The sequence below is a fragment of the Acidipila rosea genome (genome assembly GCF_004339725.1).
Classification (GTDB): domain Bacteria; phylum Acidobacteriota; class Terriglobia; order Terriglobales; family Acidobacteriaceae; genus Acidipila; species Acidipila rosea.
In genome coordinates this window covers 65,311-85,012 of record NZ_SMGK01000006.1, presented here as the reverse complement: position 1 = coordinate 85,012, position 19,702 = coordinate 65,311, and the positions used below count along the sequence as shown (strand labels likewise).

The following is a 19,702-nucleotide window of genomic DNA, read 5'->3' as shown; positions in this document are numbered from 1 at the left end:
AGCGCGCATCTTCGGCTCATACTCCCATGTTTCTGGCGCGCAGGGGTGGGAGAGCGCACCCGCCCGCTGCTAGAATCACCCTTGTCATGTCAACCACTGCAAGCGTAGCGCCAGAGCTGCTGGCGAAGTACGAGCCGGTCATCGGGCTTGAAGTCCACGTCCAGCTCCTCACCCAGACCAAGGCCTTCTGCGGCTGCTCCAATAAGTTTGGAGCGCCACCCAATACCCTCGTCTGCCCGGTGTGCCTTGGGCTGCCTGGAGCGCTCCCCGTGCTCAACAAGCGAGCCGTTGAGTTCGCCGTGCTTGCAGCCAGAGCGCTCAATTGCGAGATACGGGAGCGCTCTATCTTCGCGCGCAAGAACTACTTCTACCCTGACCTGCCCAAGGGCTATCAGATCTCGCAATTCGACAAACCCATCGCCGAACACGGATGGATTGATGTCGACACCCCCAATGGGGAGAAGCGTATCGGCATCACGCGCCTGCACATGGAAGAGGACGCCGGCAAAAGCATCCACGATGGCTTTCCCGACTCGGCTACGCGCACCTACGTTGATCTGAACCGCTGCGGCACACCCTTGATTGAGATTGTGAGCGAGCCAGACATTCGCACCCCTGACGAGGCATATGAGTATCTCACCAAGCTCAAGGAAATCCTGCTCTACACGGGCGTGAGCGACTGCAATATGGAAGAAGGCTCCCTCCGCTGCGATGCAAATGTGAGCGTACGTCCGCGCGGGCAGGAAAAGTTTGGAACGAAGGCCGAGGTCAAAAACGTCAACAGCTTCCGGTTCATTCGTGCCGCTCTCGAGTACGAAATTGAGCGCCAGGTGGAAGTAATTGAAGGCGGTGGCCGCGTCGTCCAGGAAACCCGGCTCTGGAATGCCAATGAAGGCCGCACCTATTCCATGCGCTCCAAGGAGCAGGCCCACGACTATCGCTACTTTCCTGAGCCCGACCTGCCGCCCCTTATCGTCACTGCCGATAAGCAGGCCGCAATCCTCCAGGACATGCCTGAGCTGCCTGAAGCGCGGCGCAAGCGCATGATTTCCGAGTACGAGATTACCGCACAGGATGCGCAGACGCTGACCGCGACGCGAGCCTTTGCCGATCAATTTGAAGCTGCAGCCAAAGCGGCAAAGAGCCCCAAACGGGTTGCTAATCTCGTGCAGAGCGAACTGACAATGCGCCTCAAGGCCGCAAATCTTGAGCTCGAACAGTCGCCTATCACCATGAAGGGCATTGCCCAGGCAGCGGATCTTGCTGAAGAGGGCAAGCTCTCCAGCAAGCAGCTCAAGCAACTCTTCGACACGGCGTTTGAAAGGAACGAAGACTTCGGCATCGTGTACGAACGCGAAAAGCCGCAGCAGATCAGTGATCCTGCAGCCATCGAAAAATTGATAGACGAAGTGATTGCCGGAAACCCGAAGCAGGTGGAACAGTACCGAGCCGGCAAGAAGACTGTTGCCGCGTTTTTTGTTGGCCAGGTGATGAAGCTTTCAAAGGGGCAGGCAAACCCGTCGCTACTGAATGAACTAGTAGCTAAAAAGCTCGACGCGTAGGCAGCACGAGTAGGAATGAATGCATGCTCCTGGGCAAAGAAGCCAGCGAGGAATCCAAATGGGCGAACCAATACGCATCATGGTGGTCGATGACCACCATATAGTCCGGCAGGGGCTGGTCGCTCTCCTCAAGACCACTCATGAGATCAATGTAGTAGCTGAAGCGTCGGATGGACTACAGGCCATCGAACTCTACCGGCGCTTCAGGCCTGACGTGACCCTGATGGACCTTCGGCTACCGAAGATGAGTGGAGTCGAGGCGATCGGTCTCATCCGCCAGGAAAATTCAGCTGCGCGGGTGATCGTGCTCACGACTTTCGACGGGGACGAGGATATCTATCGCGCGCTACAGGCCGGTGCGCGAGGTTACCTGCTTAAGGGCGTAGACACTGACGAGTTGATGGAGGCGATCCGATCTGTACACGCCGGCAAGTCCCGCATTCCGGCCTTTGTTGCAGAGCGACTGGCCGAGCGCATGGGTGGTCCGGAACTGACGGCCCGCGAACTGGATGTATTGCGACACATCGTCTCCGGCGGCAGCAACAAGGAAATTGCTAATACTCTCCACATCTCAGAGGCTACGGTCAAAACCCACATCAATAACATCCTGAGCAAACTGGGGGTAGCTGATCGCACCCAGGCAGCCACCACAGCGCTACAACGAGGAATTGTCCACCTCGACCCTAAGGTGAATCGTTGAGGCGAGCATTTGCACTGCTCCTGCTGCTCTGCTCAATGGGTAGCATCGCTGCTCAGGAGACCAAACCCTCGGCCTGGCGCGCCGCCACGGAACCGGAACTGGCAGCGATCATTCCAGCCCGAGCTCCGGTCGTGCAGGAGCGAATCGAAACCGAACTGCGAACCGCTTCCGGAATCACCAACGGGAATGGGCGTTTTGTAGCAGGAGTTGTGCTCATCACTGCCGGGTACTCAGCTGAAGGCAAATACTCTCACTATCTGCTGGCGCAGGTGCCTCTTAAGATAGCGAACTTCCATTTGCCCGCAGGACAATACATTCTCGGCTGGACCCATAAAGATGAAGACACGCTTACGGTGAAGTTCTATGAAGCCATCTCCGGCAAGCCACTCGGCAGTGTCGATGCTGTGCGCAATAGTTCCATCACTCGCATCGAATCCTTCCGTATCTGGCCCCCCTCAGATCGCAGCCTCATTCAGATCGGACGCTTTACGTTTGCTTATCAACTTGGTGGCTGATCGCCTTTACCGGGCCTATGCTTCAGACTCGGTGTAGTTCCCTTCCTGACCGGCAAAGTCGTCAGATCTTCTACATCTGCAGTTCCAATCAGCCCGGAGCCTTCATCCTCCACCGCAAAGCGCAACCGTCCGCCAGAGAAGCTGTAGGGCAGCTGTACGGGCACTCCAAGTACGTGACCTTTCTGGCGCAGCCCAAGCCCGGTGGATAAAGTGATCGCGCGCCGCATCTGTATCGCGTGCATCCTCTTTCCTACTTTAGAAAAGTCAGCCGCCGCGAAATCAAGAGTGGCGGTCAGTTTGCCGTTCGGCTGAGGAACCCACACGAGCTGTGAACTGGCAATTAGCAGATTTACCCTGGCCGTGTCTGGATCTCTGGTTAAGGAAGCATCCTTCACTTCAACATGAAGCTGGTTGTATGGAAGCGGATTCCCGACAGCGAGATCGACTCTTTGCAAATTTTCCGCGGGCGTCCTTATTGCCGGCGATGGCAAGGCATAGTATCCCGTGCGTGTCAGCACCGCCGTTCCGGGCTGATCTACTGCGACTCTGATCCTGCGATATCTGCTATTGAAGTTTTTATTGGTCGGATAGTAGAGCAGGGTGTAATAGACATCAGCATCTGCCAGTGAAGCTGCTACCGCGTGATCAATATCGTTATCGCCAAAGAGTGCCTTGCCACCGGTCTGTACCGCAATGGTCTGGAGCCCCACATCACCAATGGCTGCATCGCCCATATTGATCGCGCCGCCTGTGTAGGCATTGAAGAAGCGATTGTTGTTGGCCAAAGCGCCCCTCGTTCCCCGAGGATCAACGGTGTAGAGCGTTACCCGTGACTGCATCAGCTGATCTGACAACCTCATGATCGTGCGGAAGAGATTGTCCTGATCCTGAGGCGGAAGCATCAGCTCTGATAAAAGGGGCAGTCCTGAACTAACCCACACGATCGTTTTATGGGTTGGGGTTCCCTGGGTCGAAGATGCTATCTGCCCCAGTGCATTGAGTGTTTGGCTAATCCTATCCAGTGCTCCGTAGAATCCCTGGCTAAGCATGTATGGCAAAGCCGATTGGTGCTTGCGCAGTGATTCGGCCAGCGTATGCCCATCGCGCGTATATCCACAGATCGTGATCAAGCCCTGATTCGTCAATGCTAGAAGTGTCGTGGGCTGATAAAGTTGGGCATTGTTTACTGCAAAGAGCCTCTTGAGTGCATCCCTTGCATAAACAACGTCCGTGAAGCGGGTATTCATTTCATCGAGTACCAGCACGGTAGCCGGCGCTTCACCTGAATCCGTTTTTACGCCGTGTACATCCACCGCCTCAAATGAAGCGATCTTCTGCGGTATGCCATCTTCGAAGATGCTGAAATCCTTGGCCGTCAGGCCATTGACAGGCACTCCACCTTTGCTCGTCACGACTACATCAAGAGTTACGGCACGCGCGGAAGCCTCGACTACGGGAAGGGTTTGAGGCGATGACTGCGGCGGCTGCGCCCGGCTGATTCCCAACAGTGCCACAACTGCAGAGATCAGCCATGCACCAATCCTGCCCCGGCGTCTTCTTGCCAACTGCTCTCCGGTTTTCAATCCGCATCCTTTCGGAGCGATTTCACTCCGTCACTTCACCGAAGAAGTCATCTTACGCCCCTGGGCATTCTCCAGGCCGGTGGTCCCGCGGGCTATACTCGTGGACTCACGCACAATCAGCTTTGGCATCACAGAGACCTCTGCCGGCACTTCCGCTGTTCCGCCAATCCGCTTCAGCAATATCTCCGCCGCCATTCTGCCCATCTCCTGCAAGGGCTGTTGGATGGTCGTGAGGCTCGGCATCTGGAAGGCGGCTGCTGAGATATCGTCAAACCCCACTACCGAAACATCATCAGGAACTCGCAATTGGGCATCGTGCAGTGCGCGGATTGCGCCGATCGCTGCCATATCATTAAACGCCAAAAGAGCCGTAAAACGCCGGTGATTTGCCAGCAGTTGCTGCACTACCGGATACCCGAGCTCTGGGGATGTGAGATCGCGGTCTAGTTGAATCGTCAGTTCAGGGCGTATTTCTAGCCCCAGTTCGGCTGCTACCTTCACCGTACTCTTCCATCGGTCGGCCGAATCAGAACTATAAGGTTGCCCCCGCATGAAGGCTATCCGCCGATGGCCAAGCTTGTACAGGTGGCGCAGCGCCAACTCAGCTGCACGGCAGTGGTCCAGCACCACGTTTGTCACACCACTCACATGCTTGTGCCCCGCCACTGCCACGGCCGGGACCGGAGGCCGATGGTCAAGCAGAGTATCGATCGCGATCAGTCCTTCGGCACCCCGGCTTACCAGCATTTTCGGATACTCATTAATCAGGTCCTGACGATGTTTATGGTGAGCGATGAAGTAAAAGTAGTTTTGCTCCAGCAAGTAGTCCCCTATTCCGCTCATGACTTCGGAGTGATATCCATCGGCAAGAACTGGCACCAGGATGCCGATAGCCATCGTTCGGCGATTCCTCAGCGAGCGCGCTACAAAGCTGGGCTGGTAATCAAACTTCAACGCGGCGGCACGTATCCGCTCACGCGTCGATTCCGGGATGGAACGTCCGGGCACATTATTCAGCACGACCGACACCGTAGCTGGATCAAGCTTGAGGTGTGCAGCCAGAGTCTTCAGCGTGACGGGCGCATCGGAATTCAAATCGGCTCGCTTCTTGTCGGTCATGCTACTTCCCTCTCTTCAGGAACGTCCCGATATTTGTAGGCACGGCTGGTAGCCGACAGTATACGTGCATGGGCTACTTACGGGATCCTGACTTTATTCAGCTTTAAAGAATAGGCAATCGATCACGCGAACTCCATCTTTTGGATAATGGTTATCTCTCAACCACAAGCCCGGCGCCCTCTTTTACCACGAAGATATGATCGGCCTTTAGGCCGGGGAAGACTTCCCGCTTTCCAGAGGGCCATAGCACCTCCACCTTGTCCACTGTCGTGTGGCTTCCCAGCCCAAAATGCAAACGCAAGTCATTCTGGGAAAGATAGCTTCCACCGCTGCGCATCTCGTCGGTCTGGACAAGGTCTCCCGCCGTCACCTTCACCTTTGCGTTCAATGCCAGCCGATTCGACTTCGCACCTTCCAGTGAGAATCCTATCCAGTGGTTCTTCGCTCCGTCCTCCGTCCGCAGGATCATCGGTCCACCTTCAAGGTTCTCTACCACCAGCTCAAGGTGCCCATCGTTGAATAGGTCTCCTACTGCCAGCCCGCGGCTCACCTGCGGAATCTGAATCGCGGGGCCTGCTTGTTTGCTGATATCCCTAAACCTGCCATTATGCTCGTTCAGAAAGAGCAGCTTTGGCTCACGATATTTCGTTCCTATCTCTTTGGTATCCACTTGTGGATAGACATGCCCGTTCACAAGCACCAGATCCGGCCATCCATCGTTATCCACGTCGAAAAATGCGTCGCCCCAGCCAACGTAAGGCTCTGTCGCACGCGCCACGCCTGCTGCATAAGAGACATCCGTAAAGTTCAGGCCTCCCTCATTGCGGAACAATGTCGCATATTCCTCGCTGAAATGAGAAATGAAGATTGAGAAGTGTCCCGTATGAAGATAGTCTCCGAGCGCAATTCCCATATTCGCCTGCTCATTCCCATCCTGGCTTACTGCAGCCCCCGCGTCATAAGCAACATCGGTGAAGTGCCCATCGCCATCGTTGCGATAAAGAAAATTTGGCTCACCATCGTTCGCAACAAAGAGATCAAGCTTCCCATCGCCGTTGAGATCGGACCACACAGCTGTAAGCCCGAAATACTTGTTCGGGTCATCGACGCCAGCCTTGTGCGAAACATCTGTGAATGTACCGTCGCCGTTATTGCGGTACAGATTGTCGGGAGAACCCTTCAACCCCCGCGGACCGCACTGCACAGATATACCGTGATACTGACATGTTTTCGTGGAGCCAAAGCTGGGTAGATCCTTCAGATCAAGCGCTACATAATGCGATACAAACAGATCTGTCCATCCGTCACCGTCATAATCGCCAAATGCCGCGCCTGTTGCCCAGCCTGAATCGGACGCCAAACCTGCGACCTTGGTTACATCAGTGAATGTGCCGTCGCCGTTATTGCGGTAGAGAACTACACCCCCAAAACAGGTAATCAGGAGATCCGGTAGTCCATCATTGTTATAGTCGCCAACGACAGCGCCCATCGCCCAGCACGGCGTTCCAACGCCAGCCCTTTCCGTCACGTCAGTAAACGTACCGTCATGATTGTTGTGGAAGAGTGCACCGCGTGCCTTTTTGCCAGCAAGCGACATCTGTACACTGGGCGCATTTGTGAAATAAATATCGGGCCAGCCATCGTTATCGTAGTCAATCAGCGCCACTCCGCCGCTCATCGATTCGACAATATACTTCTTTTCAGGCGCGGAAAGATGCTCGAAATGAATGCCCGTCTTCGCTGTAATATCCACGAGACGAGGACCTTCGACGCCTTCTTTCGTTTGTGCCCTTACCACCGCCGCCAGCAGTAGAACCAGGCAAACCACCCATCTCCTGGAAGCCCGGTTCACCTATTTCATCCCACCCTCGGACTGCGCTTTGACATCTTCAGCCGTCCGCATCTGCTGGAAAATCTTGCCCAACTTGTCCTTCAACTGCTTGTAGTGCTGGAACTCCTCGATCTGCTTTCTCGCATCCGCCGTCCTGCCCATCTGCCGATAAAGCGTACTCAAGCGGTAGTGAGCTGTGTAATTGGTCGGATCAAGCGCTATTGCGCTCTCCAGCAGTGCCATCGCCTGCTGCTTCTGGTTAAGCGCGATCAGCACCTTCGCCAAATCTGTTTTTGCTTCAGAGTCATTGGGCTCCAGAGCTACAGCACGCCGCTCTTGTATCTCTGCGGTCTTCAAGTCACCCTGCTCCATCGCCAGCTCACCCAAGCCACGTAGAGCTTTTTCGTCGAAGGGATTCACCTCCAACGCAAGCTTGTATTCGCCTTCGGCCTGCGCCTGCAGCTTCGGCTCAGGCGAGTTGTGCAGCATCTCCGCGTATTCATAGTGCAGACCGGGCAGGTTTGGATTGATCTTCAATGCCTCCTGGTACTGCAAAATTGCCGCTGCATTATTTCCCTGCTGCACCAATTCATGTGCCATCATCATGTGCATCTGCGCCGATTCCGGAGCTACGACTGACAAGCTCAGGAGCGCCTCATCCGCAAGCTGGGAATAGATTTGGTACACCGTCGCCAATACCGCTGGATCCTCGGGGGCCATGTTTCGCAACTCCCCCGCTATAGACCCTGCTTTATCCAGCCTCCCCATCGCTGCATAAGTCTCGATCAACGATAACCCTGTCTCGATCCGCACCTTAGGCTCGTCAATCTTCTCGAAGGCTCCACTCAAGTTCTCAGCGGCCCCCTGCAGATCGCCAATTCGCTCCTCGCTTGTTCCCAGCAGTGATCGTATCTTTGCTAGATTCGGATCAAGCTTCAGCGCCGCCTCGAACTGAGGTATCGCATCTTTGTAATTTCCGGAGAAATACAAAAGGACACCCAGATTTGCGCGGGCGTTCAGATTAGAGGGATCGAGCGCGACGACTGCCTTGAATTCGGGTATCGCCTGGGCAGGCTGCTTCTGGCGCAGGTATTCCAGAGCCCTGGCCATATGATCCGCGACCTGCTGCTGAGCTTTCGCTTGTGCCCACGCGGGGTACGTGCCTGTAGATACAAGCAAAACCACAAAATATAGAACCATTCTTTTCATAACAACTCAATCATAGCTATGCGCCCAAAAATTATGGGACGGCAACCTGCACCGTCCCGCCAAGGGCTAACTACCATATTCGCTGCATAGCCGCTCTTTTTCACTGTATCGCCGCGAGGCATGGAACCATCGCGGCGATACAGCGCATAAATACTGCAAGCAACCGTTAGAACGAAATACGTCCGTAGAGCTGCATGGTACGTCCACCAACCGAGACTGAAGTGATCTGTGCCGTGTGTCCGGGACCGATGTTCGTATCCGGCAGACCAAAGCTCGGATGGTTGATGAAGTTATTGGCCTCTCCGCGGAGCTCAAAGTTTACGCGCTCCCACACATGGAACGTTTTTCCAAGAGCTAGATTAGCCAGTAAATAATGGGGCCCGTACAAGCTGTTTCTATGGAGGTCGCCGAAAGCGCCAGCTCCTGGTGAAGCGAAGGCGTTCACATTGAACCATTCATTGACGCCAGCTTGCTGCAGTGTCGGGTTACCTACAAGATTTGGATACTGGTCGCCCGCCTGCGAAAACGACTGATTGGTCTGCATCACAGGGGTAAAGGGCTGCCCGGAACTCCAGATGAGGGTAGGCGCCAACTGCCAACCGCCGATAACTTCATCGAGCAAAGTATTGCTGTTAAGAAAGCGGCGATTTCTGCCGAAGGGAAGATCGTATAGCGCTGATTCCTTGAAGGAGTTACGGATGTCAAAGTTCGACGATCCATAGTTCGCTCCGGGGCTGTACGAATTTTGATATCCCTGCGTGCCGGAGCTGCTGCCCCAACCCGAAGAGTCAATGGTGTCGAGCATATGCGACCAGGTGTAGTTAGTGTTGAACTGCAGCCCGGAGGACAGCCGCTTCGTCAATGACACCTGCAGCGAGTTATAGTTCGACACTGCATTATTGGTGCCGCCCGAACCACCTCCACCGATGCCCTGGAACAGGGGATAAGGACGCGCGTTAGTTGCACCGGAAGCATCGTTCGCAGCCAGCTTATTCTCCGGAACCTGATTGATATCTACAGGGAAAAGGAGGTTATATCCATGGCTTGCGACATAAGCAATTTCAGCCACCATGTTGTGCCCGAATTGCTGCTGCAGAGACAAGTTCCACTGCAGAATCTTCGGCACGGGAGTGTGGTATGCCTGATAGGAAACGCCCTGCCCATTATAGGCATCGGCTCCAAGCGGCGCTTTTTGGAACGCTGAGTTGATGCTCTTGCCTGCTGCACCTTGATAGTTGGTATTTCCGTCTGAGCTGAGCAGGACAACCGGATCAATACCATTCGTATTGTCGGATACGCTCCCACTGGAGCCAAAGGCTCCGCCCATTCCTGGACCATATGTATCAAGACTCCAGGTATAGGCATACAGACCGATTCCGCCGCGTATTACTGAATCCGGACGGAAGCCATAGGAGAAGCCAGCTCGCGGCAGGAATGTGCTCCACACAGGAGCCTCCAACCGGTTTCTGCCGTTTGCGTGGGTTACCCCGTACCACATGGCGCCATTGGTGTTGTTGGCCGGGTTGGCCACTGAGGGATCAAAGGACTTCATGTTTCCCTTGACTTCAGTCCAGCCGGTCATCCCCTGCCAGCGCAGTCCGAGGTTAACGGTGAGGTTTGGACGCACCTTAAAATCATCCTGCACAAACAACTGCGGTGATTTCATCCGGCCGCCAAATTCAGGGGTTACGTTGGCATTCCATCCGTTGGCATAACCCAGCAGGAAGTCTGCATAAGGAACACCTGTGCTGGATGCTGTGCCCTGTGTCGACGCAGTGTAGACGCCACTGAACTGCATCTGGCCGGCATTCTCGTTCCCCCATGCCGTTGAGTCCGCACGCGTAATCAGGAACTCCCCACCGAAGTGCAGCACATGCCGTCCGCGGGTCAAAGTGATAACGTCGGAGGGATCGAAAACAAACTCCTTATAAACTGCATTGCTCTGAGGCTGCAGTTCAAAACAGCAGGAGCCGTTCACTTGAATATCAGGGAAAACGTCTGCCTTGGCAAAGTTCCAGCCCAGCTTGGCGGGGAAACCCTCGTTAATCGAAAACGGGGTAAAAAAGTTCAGCTGGTCTGTAAAACCAAACCGGGCTTCATTGATGGTGCGAGGGCTGATTGTCGAAACGACTGAGACTTGGGCATTGTCATTGCTCACATCGCCGTGCTGGCAATTAATAGGGCAGATTCCCTGGTTAAGATACTCTGCCGGATTGTCAGTGTTGGTCTCCGAGACAATCATGTGATTGTTTGCGTTGATGTTGTAATCCAGGCGACCGAAATACTTTGTATAAGGATTGCTGCTGGGGACGTTATAGAAGTAGTTGTTTGTGACCTGTCCATTGACCAGGGTGCCTGCGGTGTTCGCCTGGGGATAATACGCCTGAATTGCTTTGGCGACCGGATCCATCAGGTTCGTGGGAATCTTATTACCCTGCCCATATTCCTGCGCAAACGATGTGCGATGCAGAACGCCATTGGCATCAACATGCTGAGTCGTAGGATCGTAGATTGTAGGCTGGCCGGAGAAATCACCATTCAGCATGGCAGCCGTTGGCACTGTAATGAAGCCATTTGACGCTCCGCCGTAGTCGAGCGTCCGATCATAATTAAAGTAAAAAAACATCTTATCTTTAATGATGGGACCACTCACCGAGCCGCCAAAGTTGTTGTAGCGCAGCACAGGTACCGTAGACTTCTGGCCGAACGCATACGGTGCAGCATTCAGGGCGTTATTCTGGAAAAACTCATAGCCAGAGCCATGCCACGTATTGGAGCCACCCTTGCTGATCTGATTGAAGGTCACACCACCGATGCCATATTGAGCAGAGAAGGCAGAGTCATCGACTTTAACCTCTGAGACCGTCTCCAGCACCATGACATTGGAGTTTTCACTCATGGGCAGCGTGGTAGTTGCTCCATCTCCCAGCACCGTATTGTAAGGAAGATTGCCGTTAATCGATGCTGCCTGTCCGTTACGGTTGTTGAAGATCGTGCTTGATGCGCCGGGCAGCAGGGTAATGAAATTCTCCCAGTCTGCGCCAACTTGAGGCAGATTCAGCAACTGCTTGGATTCGAGCGTCTGTGACTGCGATCCCGTCTCTGTCTGCAGGAGTGGAACATCCGTATTCACCACTACTTCCTGCGTAGACGCTCCCACTTTCATTTCCGCATTCACACCAACGACCGCTACCTGCAGTGTGATCGGGCCCCGGACATACTTCTCAAAACCGTCTTTTGTAAAAGTAATTAGATAGTGGTCCGGAACAATGGAGCCGGTGTCGTACACACCAGAGCCGTCCGTTGTGTAGGTGTGAGTCACACCTTTATCTATATCCTTTACCGTAACGGTCACACCAGGAATGACTGCTCCCGTTGGATCGGTGACCGTGCCACGAATGTCTCCTGAATTGGTGTTCTGTGCAAAGGCCACGACACCTGACAGGATGAATGTTCCCGCCAGCGCCAGACCGTTGCGAATTACCTTATGCATCTGCTGTCTCCTCAAAAAAATCCCTTCTCTTACTCGATCCCGCCTGTGGGTGGCAGCGGGTATCGCTTTCGAATTCCCGAACAAGACAAACGATTGTTTCGGGAAAACAGAGAAAGGCCCCGCGTTGGGGGCCGTTGTTGATATAAACAACCCTGAATAACCCTTGTCAAGCTAAATATTTCCAGGCACCTTACAACACAAAGCGTTTGTCTTATGCCCGCTGTGACTTTCAGTGAGCTTACCAAATGGACAAGGATTAGCTATGTCTTTCCCAAGACCACCGCCCCAACTCCCCCGGGAACGCTGCCAGCCCTCCGTTCCGCACGATTGAGAGAATCAGTCACCTGATCTTTTCAGACAAATGCCCAACCCAAGACTTAAGCACGGTCTCGAGCGGAACTCTCCCGCGAATTGAGTGCTGCTGGGGTGAGGTGAGTTCGCAGATGGAGTTCCTTCGCCAAACGTGCACTCCCATTGGCGAAGGCAAGCTGTGTGCACGTCATCGAACAGGCATATTACGGGGCGGTGTAGATTTATTACGCAGATGGCGGGAGTACGGTAGAAGGCGCGCAGACACTCAGCGCGTTTCCTGCCATACACTATGCGCTCTCGCGGCAAACCGCTGCAGAGTGGAGCGCATGGTAAACTCTGCTGCGTCCGGATCTCCGTCAAGGATGAGATCAACGATTCGCTTATGCCTATCCAGATCCGACTCCCACGCTTTTACTGTTTGATTCACTTGAATGGCCCGCATCGAAACGAACGCAAAGAGTGGCACAAGCAATGTACGCATTTGCGTATAAAGAAGGTGATTACCGCTTAGTTCGCAGAGACACAGGTGAAAACGCAGGTCTGCTTCAATAAGCAACCGTATCTGTCCCTGTCTTGTAGCCCTGCGCATTTCCTTCAAAGCATCCTTAAGGGGAGCCAGATCAGCGTGACGCTGTGCAGCAAGACGTGCTGCGAGGCCCTCGAGGGCTACACGCAGTTCATAGATCTGCGCAATGTCCGCCTCGGTATAGGATGTGACCCGCGCACTGCGTCCGGATGCCTTGGTGACAAAACCTTCACTGATAAGGATGTTTATCGCTTCTCGCACCGATGTCTGCGCAACCCCGAATTTGCGGGCCCAATAGCCTTCAACAATCCGTTGTCCAGGAATGAGATGTCCATGGATAATCTCTTCGCGCAGCTTTGTGGCGAGGCTCTGCTTGGCTAGAAGGGCTGCTTCTCCGCGAACCGCATTGGGGACATAAACCATGAATCAATTAAATAACGTAATCAATTCAAGATATACAGGGTAGTGACACTTCCTGAAAGGGCCGACCTCAACGTGTCGAAAGTGCCGTGGTCACAGTAGCGAGAATCAGCACCGCTACGCCGGAAGTGAGTACAACGAAGGAGGTCCTTGAGGCTCGCCGCCATTCGCCTGTCGCAAGACCAGCTAGATTAGCGGTCACCACCATCGTGATCTGGTAGATTGCCCATCCAGCCTAGTCACCCAGTCGCCCCAGATAGCGAGTAGAGATGCCGTAAATCGCAACGGCCCCAATCCATAACAGCCCCATAAGCAGACTAGAGGCTGTTATGAAGTTCATGCGAGTTGTTTGAAGATGTTGGCGATCATGAGGCAGGCAAAGACGACGTAATGGAACCCTTTGAGGGTAGTGTCGAGCCGTTCGTAGTCGCGCACGAGTCTGCGGAAGCGGGCGGCCCAGGCGAAGCTTCTCTCGACCACCCATCGGCGCGGCAGCAGCACGAAGCCGCGTTTGGCCATGGGGTATTTGACCACTTCGAGCCGGATGCCGTGGCTCTGGGCGGCCTCCACCGCGTTTGGCCCAGTGTAGCCCTGATCGACGTAGGCCATCTCGATCGTGCCGCCGGTGTCCGTCTGCATCTCTTTGGCCAGCGACTCGACCTGGGTGCGGTCGGGGTGACCGACAGCGCAAGCAGGTGGCCCAGCGTATCGACGGCGATATGGACCTTCGAGCCCTTGCGCCGTTTCGTGCCGTCGTAGGCTGCCCGCGCTCCGCTCTCGGGCGTGGATTGCAGCGTGCGGCTGTCGATACACGCTGCCGTTGGCTGGCCCTTGCGTCCGGCAAACTCGCGCAGCAGAATGCGCGTGTCTTCGACCAGCCGGTCGAAGCATCCCGCCCGCATCCAACGCTGCATCCGCTGATAAATCGCAGGCCAGGGAGGGTAATCGTGCGGCATGAACCGCCATTGGTTTCCCGTCCGCGCAATGTAGCGAACGCCGTTGAAAACAGACCGCAGATCATGCTCCCGATGCGCGCTGTCCTCGCGGCTCAACAGCAGATAAGGCAACACAAACGCCCACTCCTCATCCGAAACATCGCTCGGATAACCGACTTTCTCCTTGCTTGCCATCCATCCATCCATAATGAACAGAACGGGCCGACAACGTAAGCACCTATCTTGGTGCAAACTTCATAACAGCCACTAGAGCCCTATGCCATTAACGCTGGACGACTACGCAGTCTGCAGCACCAGCACCGTCGCAATGGGATCGAGCGGCTGCTCTGGTAGTGCAACATCCAGCCCATTGCCAGTCTTTGTCACCTTCAACGGCGTCCGGGCTTTGTCGGCAAGCAGATAAGCACCTGTTACGTGGCGCGGCATCTTATCCAAGTGAAACACTGGGGCTGGCCATTCAAAGAGCTGGATATATACCTTGTCGACGCCGGTCGTCGACCGCCACTTCCAGCTCGGGATAAATTTAGGCTTGCCATTCTTATCCATTTCCGTGGTTGAAAATGATCCGGCCTCAGCGCCAAATAGCGTTGGCTGCGTTGCATAGATCGACTCCCCGTTCACCGCGAGCCATTTGCCCATCTGCTGCAACCGGTCGACCTCAGGCGCAGGCACCTCACCCGTCGCCATAGGGCCGATATTCAGCAAGTAGTTGCCTCCTTTACTCGCGATATCAATCAGGTTTCGCAACAGCGTCTCGGTGCTCTTGAAGTTTGTATCGTCCTGCTTGTATCCCCACGTATCGTTCATCGTCATGCATGACTCCCAGTCACGTCCGGGATAGCCTTGCGCGGGAATGTATTGCTCCGGCGTCTCCGTATCGCCCTTGTATCCACCACCTAACCGGTTATTCCATATCAGCTTGGGATGCTCGTTCAGAACCTTCACAATTTCACCCGCTAGCTCCGGGGTCATATCCTTGGTTGGCGTATCAAACCAGACAATGACCGGATAATCACCGTAGTTGGCCAGCAACTCTTTCATCTGCGGGATGGCTTTTGTGCGGAGGTATTCAGGGAAGCTTCCATTCTGGGCTGGATCCCAGTGATAGGTGGGAGGCTGATGATCACCCGTCTTGTATGCTGCACCACCGGGTGCCGTCCAATCCTGATCCTGGGAGTAGTAGAAGCCAAGCTTCATGTTCTGCTTCCGGCATTCTTCAGCGATTTCCTTCAGCGGATCGCGCTTGAACGGCGTTGCCTGGACAATGTTGAATGGATTCGCCTTTGAATCGAACATTGCAAATCCATCATGGTGCTTTGCGGTAATCACGATGTACTTCATACCCGCGGACTTCGCGAGCCCAACGATCTCGGCCGCACTGAAGCTCGTCGGATTGAACTTCGGCGCAAGTGCCTTATAGTCTGCCACTGGAATCGATGCGCGATTCATAATCCACTCTCCGATTCCTGGCACCTCCTTTCCATCCCAACGTCCCGCGGGAATAGCGTAAAGGCCCCAATGGATAAACATGCCGAACCGCGCTTCTCGGAACCACTGCATGCGCTCGTTCTTCTGCGCCGCCGTTTCGGTGTCTTGGATTGCAGGAACGGGATGCGCATCGCTTGCCTGAATATGCTCGCCCTGCACCTGCGCCCAAACTTGCATCTTCTCGCCGATCGCGAGCCCAGATGCAGCCAGAACACAGCCCTTCGAAAATGCCCGTCTTGATACCTTCATGGACTCTCTCCTTTTCTGAAAGCTGCCCGGGCCATCTGCGAGCGCACCGCAGAAGTTCGTTGCGCCTGGGTCCGAAAGAAACAGCTTGGCAAACAATGTATCATCGGCGATAAACATTGTTCATACACGGAACTGAATGCCGGGAATTACGTGCAGACTTTGTAGCGGCCAGCCCGAGCTAGGCACGTTGGGAAAGCTCGGCTATTTTCCGATGCAGAAGGTTGAAAATATCAGGTTTAGCACGTCGTCGGGAGTCGTCTCACCAGTCAATGAATCGAGATGGCGCAGCGCAGAGTAGAGATCAAGCAGGACCATCTCATGCGGGATATTCGTCGCGGCCGCGGCCCGAGCCGCCAGCAGGCCCTTCAATGCGCCAGAAACTTCTTCATGCTGCCGGAGGCTCGTCAGCACTGCATCCGTCTCGACCGCACCAGATGAACTGACCAGCGCCAGCAGCGCGTCTTGCAACTCGGCCATGCCTTCACCCGTCAGTGCTGAGGTCTGGACGGTTGGCAACTCGGAAATAGCGGGAGTGTGTCCTCCAATGTCCGACTTGTTAAACACCAGCAAGGCTTTGCGCTCCGCAAGCGTAGCGATGAGCACCCTTTCTTCTTCCGCGAGCGAAAGGGTGCTATCCACCACAAGCATCACCAGGTCGGCATCCGCCATAGTTTCCCGCGACTTCCGGATACCAATTGACTCCGCCTCATCGGTGGCCTCGCGCAGCCCCGCCGTGTCAACCAGGTGCAGGGGGATTCCGCCGATTGCAACGGTCTCGGTCACTAAATCTCGAGTAGTGCCGGGACTGGCTGTAACAATGGCACGCTCGCGCTTGAGCAGCGCGTTGAACAGGGAAGACTTGCCCGCGTTAGGCCGGCCAACAATGGCCAGCGTAAGTCCAGAGTGGATGATCCTGCCGTGTTCGAACGACGCTGCAAGCGTATTGAGGGGCTGTATCAGCGTATCCACTGCAGTTAGGATTTCAGGATTACCGGCAACCTCGATATCATCTTCAGCGAAATCTATGCCAGCCTCTAATCTCGCGATCAGCCCGACAAGGGCTTCTTTTATCGGGTGAACGCGTCGGGAGAGAGCGCCGCCCATCTGACCTGCTGCCACACGTGCCTGATATAGCGTCTGCGAGCCGATAAGGTCCTTCACCGCTTCAGCTTGCGTCAGATCGATGCGACCCGAAAGAAAAGCTCGCTCCGTAAACTCACCCGGACGCGCCAGGCGTGCACCGCGATTGAGGCACTGTCGAACCAGCATTTCAAGAATGACCGGCGAACCATGCGCGGCAATCTCAACAATGTCATCACCGGTGTACGAATTCGGGGCAGCAAAAAACGTTACGACCGACTCGTCCAGTTTGGCAGCGGTCTCAGGATCGATCACCTCGGCAAACCGCGCGGTGGCGTGTGCGAGAGGATTGCGTAATCGGAGCAGCTGCCCTGCTATTGCCACCGCCAGCGGACCTGCAAGGCGCACCACGCCTATACCGCCCCGGCCGGGCGGGGTGGAGATCGCGACAATAGTCTCCTGAGACCAACTGGAGAAATCGGATTTCACTGGCTTCACCCCGAAAGCAATCAGCGGTCGCGCAGAGCAGAAGGCCTCTTGCCCTTGGGGTAGACAACGACGAATCTGCGCATACCCTCGCCGCTCGATGAAGTTTCAAGATCCTGATATTCGCGAAACGCCAGATGAAGCATGCGCCTTTCACGTGAACTCATCGGGGCAAAGCTGAACGGCTGACCATTGTGCCGAACCTTCTCAGCCGCCGTCTCCGCCGCCAGTCTGATCTCCTGCGCGCGCAGCGCCTTGAAGTTGCCGGCGTCTAAAGATAGCTTGTCATGCTCCTCATTTTCGAGACGGATAACTTTTGCCGCAACATGTTCGAGTGCTCTCAGCAACTCACCTCCCCGTTGCGTCAAAAGCGGAACATCAGGACCGGAGAGTTCGATATAGATCTCGCGCGCCTCCAGCCCGTCGGGGTCAGCGGCGCCAGCGCCAGCCGTGATACGAAACTTGAGACGGAGCCCCCCCGTACTGATAAGCATCTTCAGAAAGGAGGCTAATTTTTGGGCAGAGCCTGCGTGGTCGTCAATAGGCATTGTTTCAGTATCGCACTCCGATTAACGAGGAATGAGCTCAAACAACATGAACCCACACCCTATTGCAGCCACAAAAAACTGCGGAGGCTGAGGATCGCAATGCTTGCGCATTTCGAATCGGCAACTTCCGCAGAATCTATTGGAAGGTCGGACAGTAGCCAGCGAGTTTAGCCCGCAACCCTCGCGTAAATCTTGCCTCCGGCGCCCCTCTCCCTGAAGGGCCCGAGTATGCGGGCTCTACGCTAGCTGTAGTCCATCCTTCTAACTGCCAATCAATATGTTGTGCAGCATAGGCAGATATGTCAAGCACAATGCCCTAGCTGAAAAGAACTTTCGTAATACTCTACTGCATCGTCAGTTCGCGTGAGGATTCAGGAAGATGCTGCCGTGGCTTCTGCCCTAGCTGCTTGAATGCCGACCGGACAAAACTCCCCAGATACCAGGCATCGATGAACTTGTAGGGAGTCTCGCCTGTCGTGTAATGACCACAGGGAAGCACCTTGGAGACAAAATCAATGCCCAGCTCACGAAAACTCTTCAGCACTTCAAGCGAATACTTCTCAATAAACGTGAGGTCGTATGTCGCGTGCACTACGAGGACGCGCTTAGGGGTGGCTGCAAACCGCTGCATGTAATTTATCGGGCTAATTGCGCTCCACAGCGCGGTGAGCTGATTCTGGGTCATGCCAGCATCTTCCAACGCCGCACGGATATGGCGCGTGCTCTGCCCGGTCCATACCACGTCGCCGAAAGACGTCGAGGCATGATTGAAGGCGCAGACCTGCAAACGCGCATCATGCGCCGCCGCAATAAAGGCATAGCAGGAACCCAGACTTGTGCCGAGAACGCCAAACTGCTCATAACCCTGCGCCTCCAGCCAGTCCAGGCAGCAACGGATGTCAACTACCGCCTGACGGCAGGCTGCCAGTGTGCGCCCAATGTTTGAGCTGACTGCATAATCGGAGCGCTCAAGTTCGGCCGGACGCCGTATGTCGTGGTAAGGCTTGCTCAATCTGAGCGCCGAGATGCCGAAACGATTGAAAAGTGAGCAAAGTGCATTGTGGCTGAAGGCATCCGCATTCCATTGAGGCATGACGATGATGGCCTGCTTTGGCTTACCTGGCCGCTGCTTATCAGCAGGTGCCGGATACCACCGCGCGTTAACCATGTCGTTTTCCGGATAGGGTGTCCGCACAGGCGAAGTAAAGCGAAGAAATTCAGCTGGCTCCAGTCGGCCTGCAGCAGCTTCTTCTTTGAGCTTGGCATCCTGCGCCAGCGTCTCCGGACGAACGTTCGTGGGAAACAGCTGAGGGTGCCTCTTCTCCAGGCGATAATCACGTGGTGACGCATAGCTGTAAAACTCGGCGCTATTACGGATAATCGCCTCGTTCAGACGCAGCATCAACTGCTCAGGATCAGGTTCAACCTCTTCGCTGAGATTGTGCGCCTGCATGAAGTCCTCAAGCCATTCGAAGCCCCACTCTACCGGCCGCACGATCCGGTTCTCGTCGCGTGTGGTCAGGGCAGTTTCCCAGGCAAACATCCATCGTGCATAAAGCTTGCGAAGCATTCCTTCAGTTTAACGGAGATGACGGTCGCACAAGCATCCGGACATTTGCGATTGA

At 54.9% G+C, this 19,702-nt stretch carries 13 protein-coding genes and 1 pseudogene; 3 read left to right on the top strand and 11 right to left on the bottom strand.

The window, feature by feature from the left end:
* Nucleotides 1-86: 86 nt before the first annotated feature.
* The 3 genes from gatB to C7378_RS15480 are packed head-to-tail and all read left to right on the top strand — an operon-like array spanning nt 87 to nt 2,777.
* On the top strand, nt 87-1,562 hold the full coding sequence (gatB, locus tag C7378_RS15490; RefSeq protein WP_131998776.1) for an Asp-tRNA(Asn)/Glu-tRNA(Gln) amidotransferase subunit GatB: 1,476 nt from the start codon (nt 87-89) through the stop codon (nt 1,560-1,562).
* Between the two features lie 58 nt (nt 1,563-1,620).
* Entirely contained in the window at nt 1,621-2,262 is a 642-nt protein-coding gene (locus C7378_RS15485; RefSeq protein ID WP_131998774.1) for a response regulator, read from the top strand.
* Nucleotides 2,259-2,777 carry a hypothetical protein gene (locus C7378_RS15480; protein ID WP_243648295.1) on the top strand — a complete coding sequence of 173 codons (519 nt, stop codon included), beginning with the start codon at nt 2,259-2,261 and terminating at the stop codon, nt 2,775-2,777. Before C7378_RS15485 ends, C7378_RS15480 begins: the two co-directional genes overlap by 4 nt.
* Here the strand turns inward: C7378_RS15480 and C7378_RS15475 are convergent.
* The 11 genes and pseudogenes from C7378_RS15475 to C7378_RS15425 all read right to left on the bottom strand — a co-directional run bounded on the left by C7378_RS15475 (nt 2,762) and on the right by C7378_RS15425 (nt 19,647).
* Nucleotides 2,762-4,342, bottom strand: coding sequence for a VWA domain-containing protein (locus tag C7378_RS15475; RefSeq protein WP_165876842.1), 1,581 nt, complete (start codon nt 4,340-4,342; stop codon nt 2,762-2,764). The two genes, C7378_RS15480 and C7378_RS15475, sit on opposite strands and share 16 nt — an antisense overlap.
* 48 nt (nt 4,343-4,390) lie before the next feature.
* The gene (locus C7378_RS15470) at nt 4,391-5,479 is read right to left on the bottom strand and encodes a LacI family DNA-binding transcriptional regulator (protein ID WP_131998770.1); all 1,089 of its coding nucleotides are present in this window, start codon (nt 5,477-5,479) and stop codon (nt 4,391-4,393) included.
* 151 nt (nt 5,480-5,630) lie between these two features.
* The gene (locus C7378_RS15465; protein ID WP_341539157.1) at nt 5,631-7,307 is read right to left on the bottom strand and encodes a CRTAC1 family protein; all 1,677 of its coding nucleotides are present in this window, start codon (nt 7,305-7,307) and stop codon (nt 5,631-5,633) included.
* A gap of 24 nt (nt 7,308-7,331) precedes the next feature.
* The gene (locus C7378_RS15460) at nt 7,332-8,420 is read right to left on the bottom strand and encodes a tetratricopeptide repeat protein (protein ID WP_165876841.1); all 1,089 of its coding nucleotides are present in this window, start codon (nt 8,418-8,420) and stop codon (nt 7,332-7,334) included.
* 265 nt (nt 8,421-8,685) lie between these two features.
* The gene (locus C7378_RS15455; RefSeq protein ID WP_131998766.1) at nt 8,686-12,012 is read right to left on the bottom strand and encodes a TonB-dependent receptor; all 3,327 of its coding nucleotides are present in this window, start codon (nt 12,010-12,012) and stop codon (nt 8,686-8,688) included.
* Nucleotides 12,013-12,589: 577 nt separating this feature from the next.
* A complete protein-coding gene (locus C7378_RS15450) occupies nt 12,590-13,273 on the bottom strand; it encodes a GntR family transcriptional regulator (protein WP_131998764.1) in 684 nt (227 codons plus the stop codon).
* Nucleotides 13,274-13,606: 333 nt separating this feature from the next.
* Nucleotides 13,607-14,400 (bottom strand): annotated as a pseudogene (locus C7378_RS15445) (IS5 family transposase).
* A gap of 102 nt (nt 14,401-14,502) precedes the next feature.
* Complete coding sequence (locus C7378_RS15440) at nt 14,503-15,963, bottom strand: alpha-L-fucosidase (RefSeq protein WP_165876840.1); 1,461 nt, start codon at nt 15,961-15,963, stop codon at nt 14,503-14,505.
* Between the two features lie 201 nt (nt 15,964-16,164).
* Nucleotides 16,165-17,532, bottom strand: coding sequence for a tRNA uridine-5-carboxymethylaminomethyl(34) synthesis GTPase MnmE (mnmE, locus tag C7378_RS15435; RefSeq protein ID WP_131998760.1), 1,368 nt, complete (start codon nt 17,530-17,532; stop codon nt 16,165-16,167).
* Between the two features lie 20 nt (nt 17,533-17,552).
* Nucleotides 17,553-18,077 carry a Jag family protein gene (locus tag C7378_RS15430; protein ID WP_243648294.1) on the bottom strand — a complete coding sequence of 175 codons (525 nt, stop codon included), beginning with the start codon at nt 18,075-18,077 and terminating at the stop codon, nt 17,553-17,555.
* Between the two features lie 343 nt (nt 18,078-18,420).
* The gene (locus C7378_RS15425; protein ID WP_131998758.1) at nt 18,421-19,647 is read right to left on the bottom strand and encodes an alpha/beta hydrolase family protein; all 1,227 of its coding nucleotides are present in this window, start codon (nt 19,645-19,647) and stop codon (nt 18,421-18,423) included.
* Between the last annotated feature and the right edge of the window lie 55 nt (nt 19,648-19,702).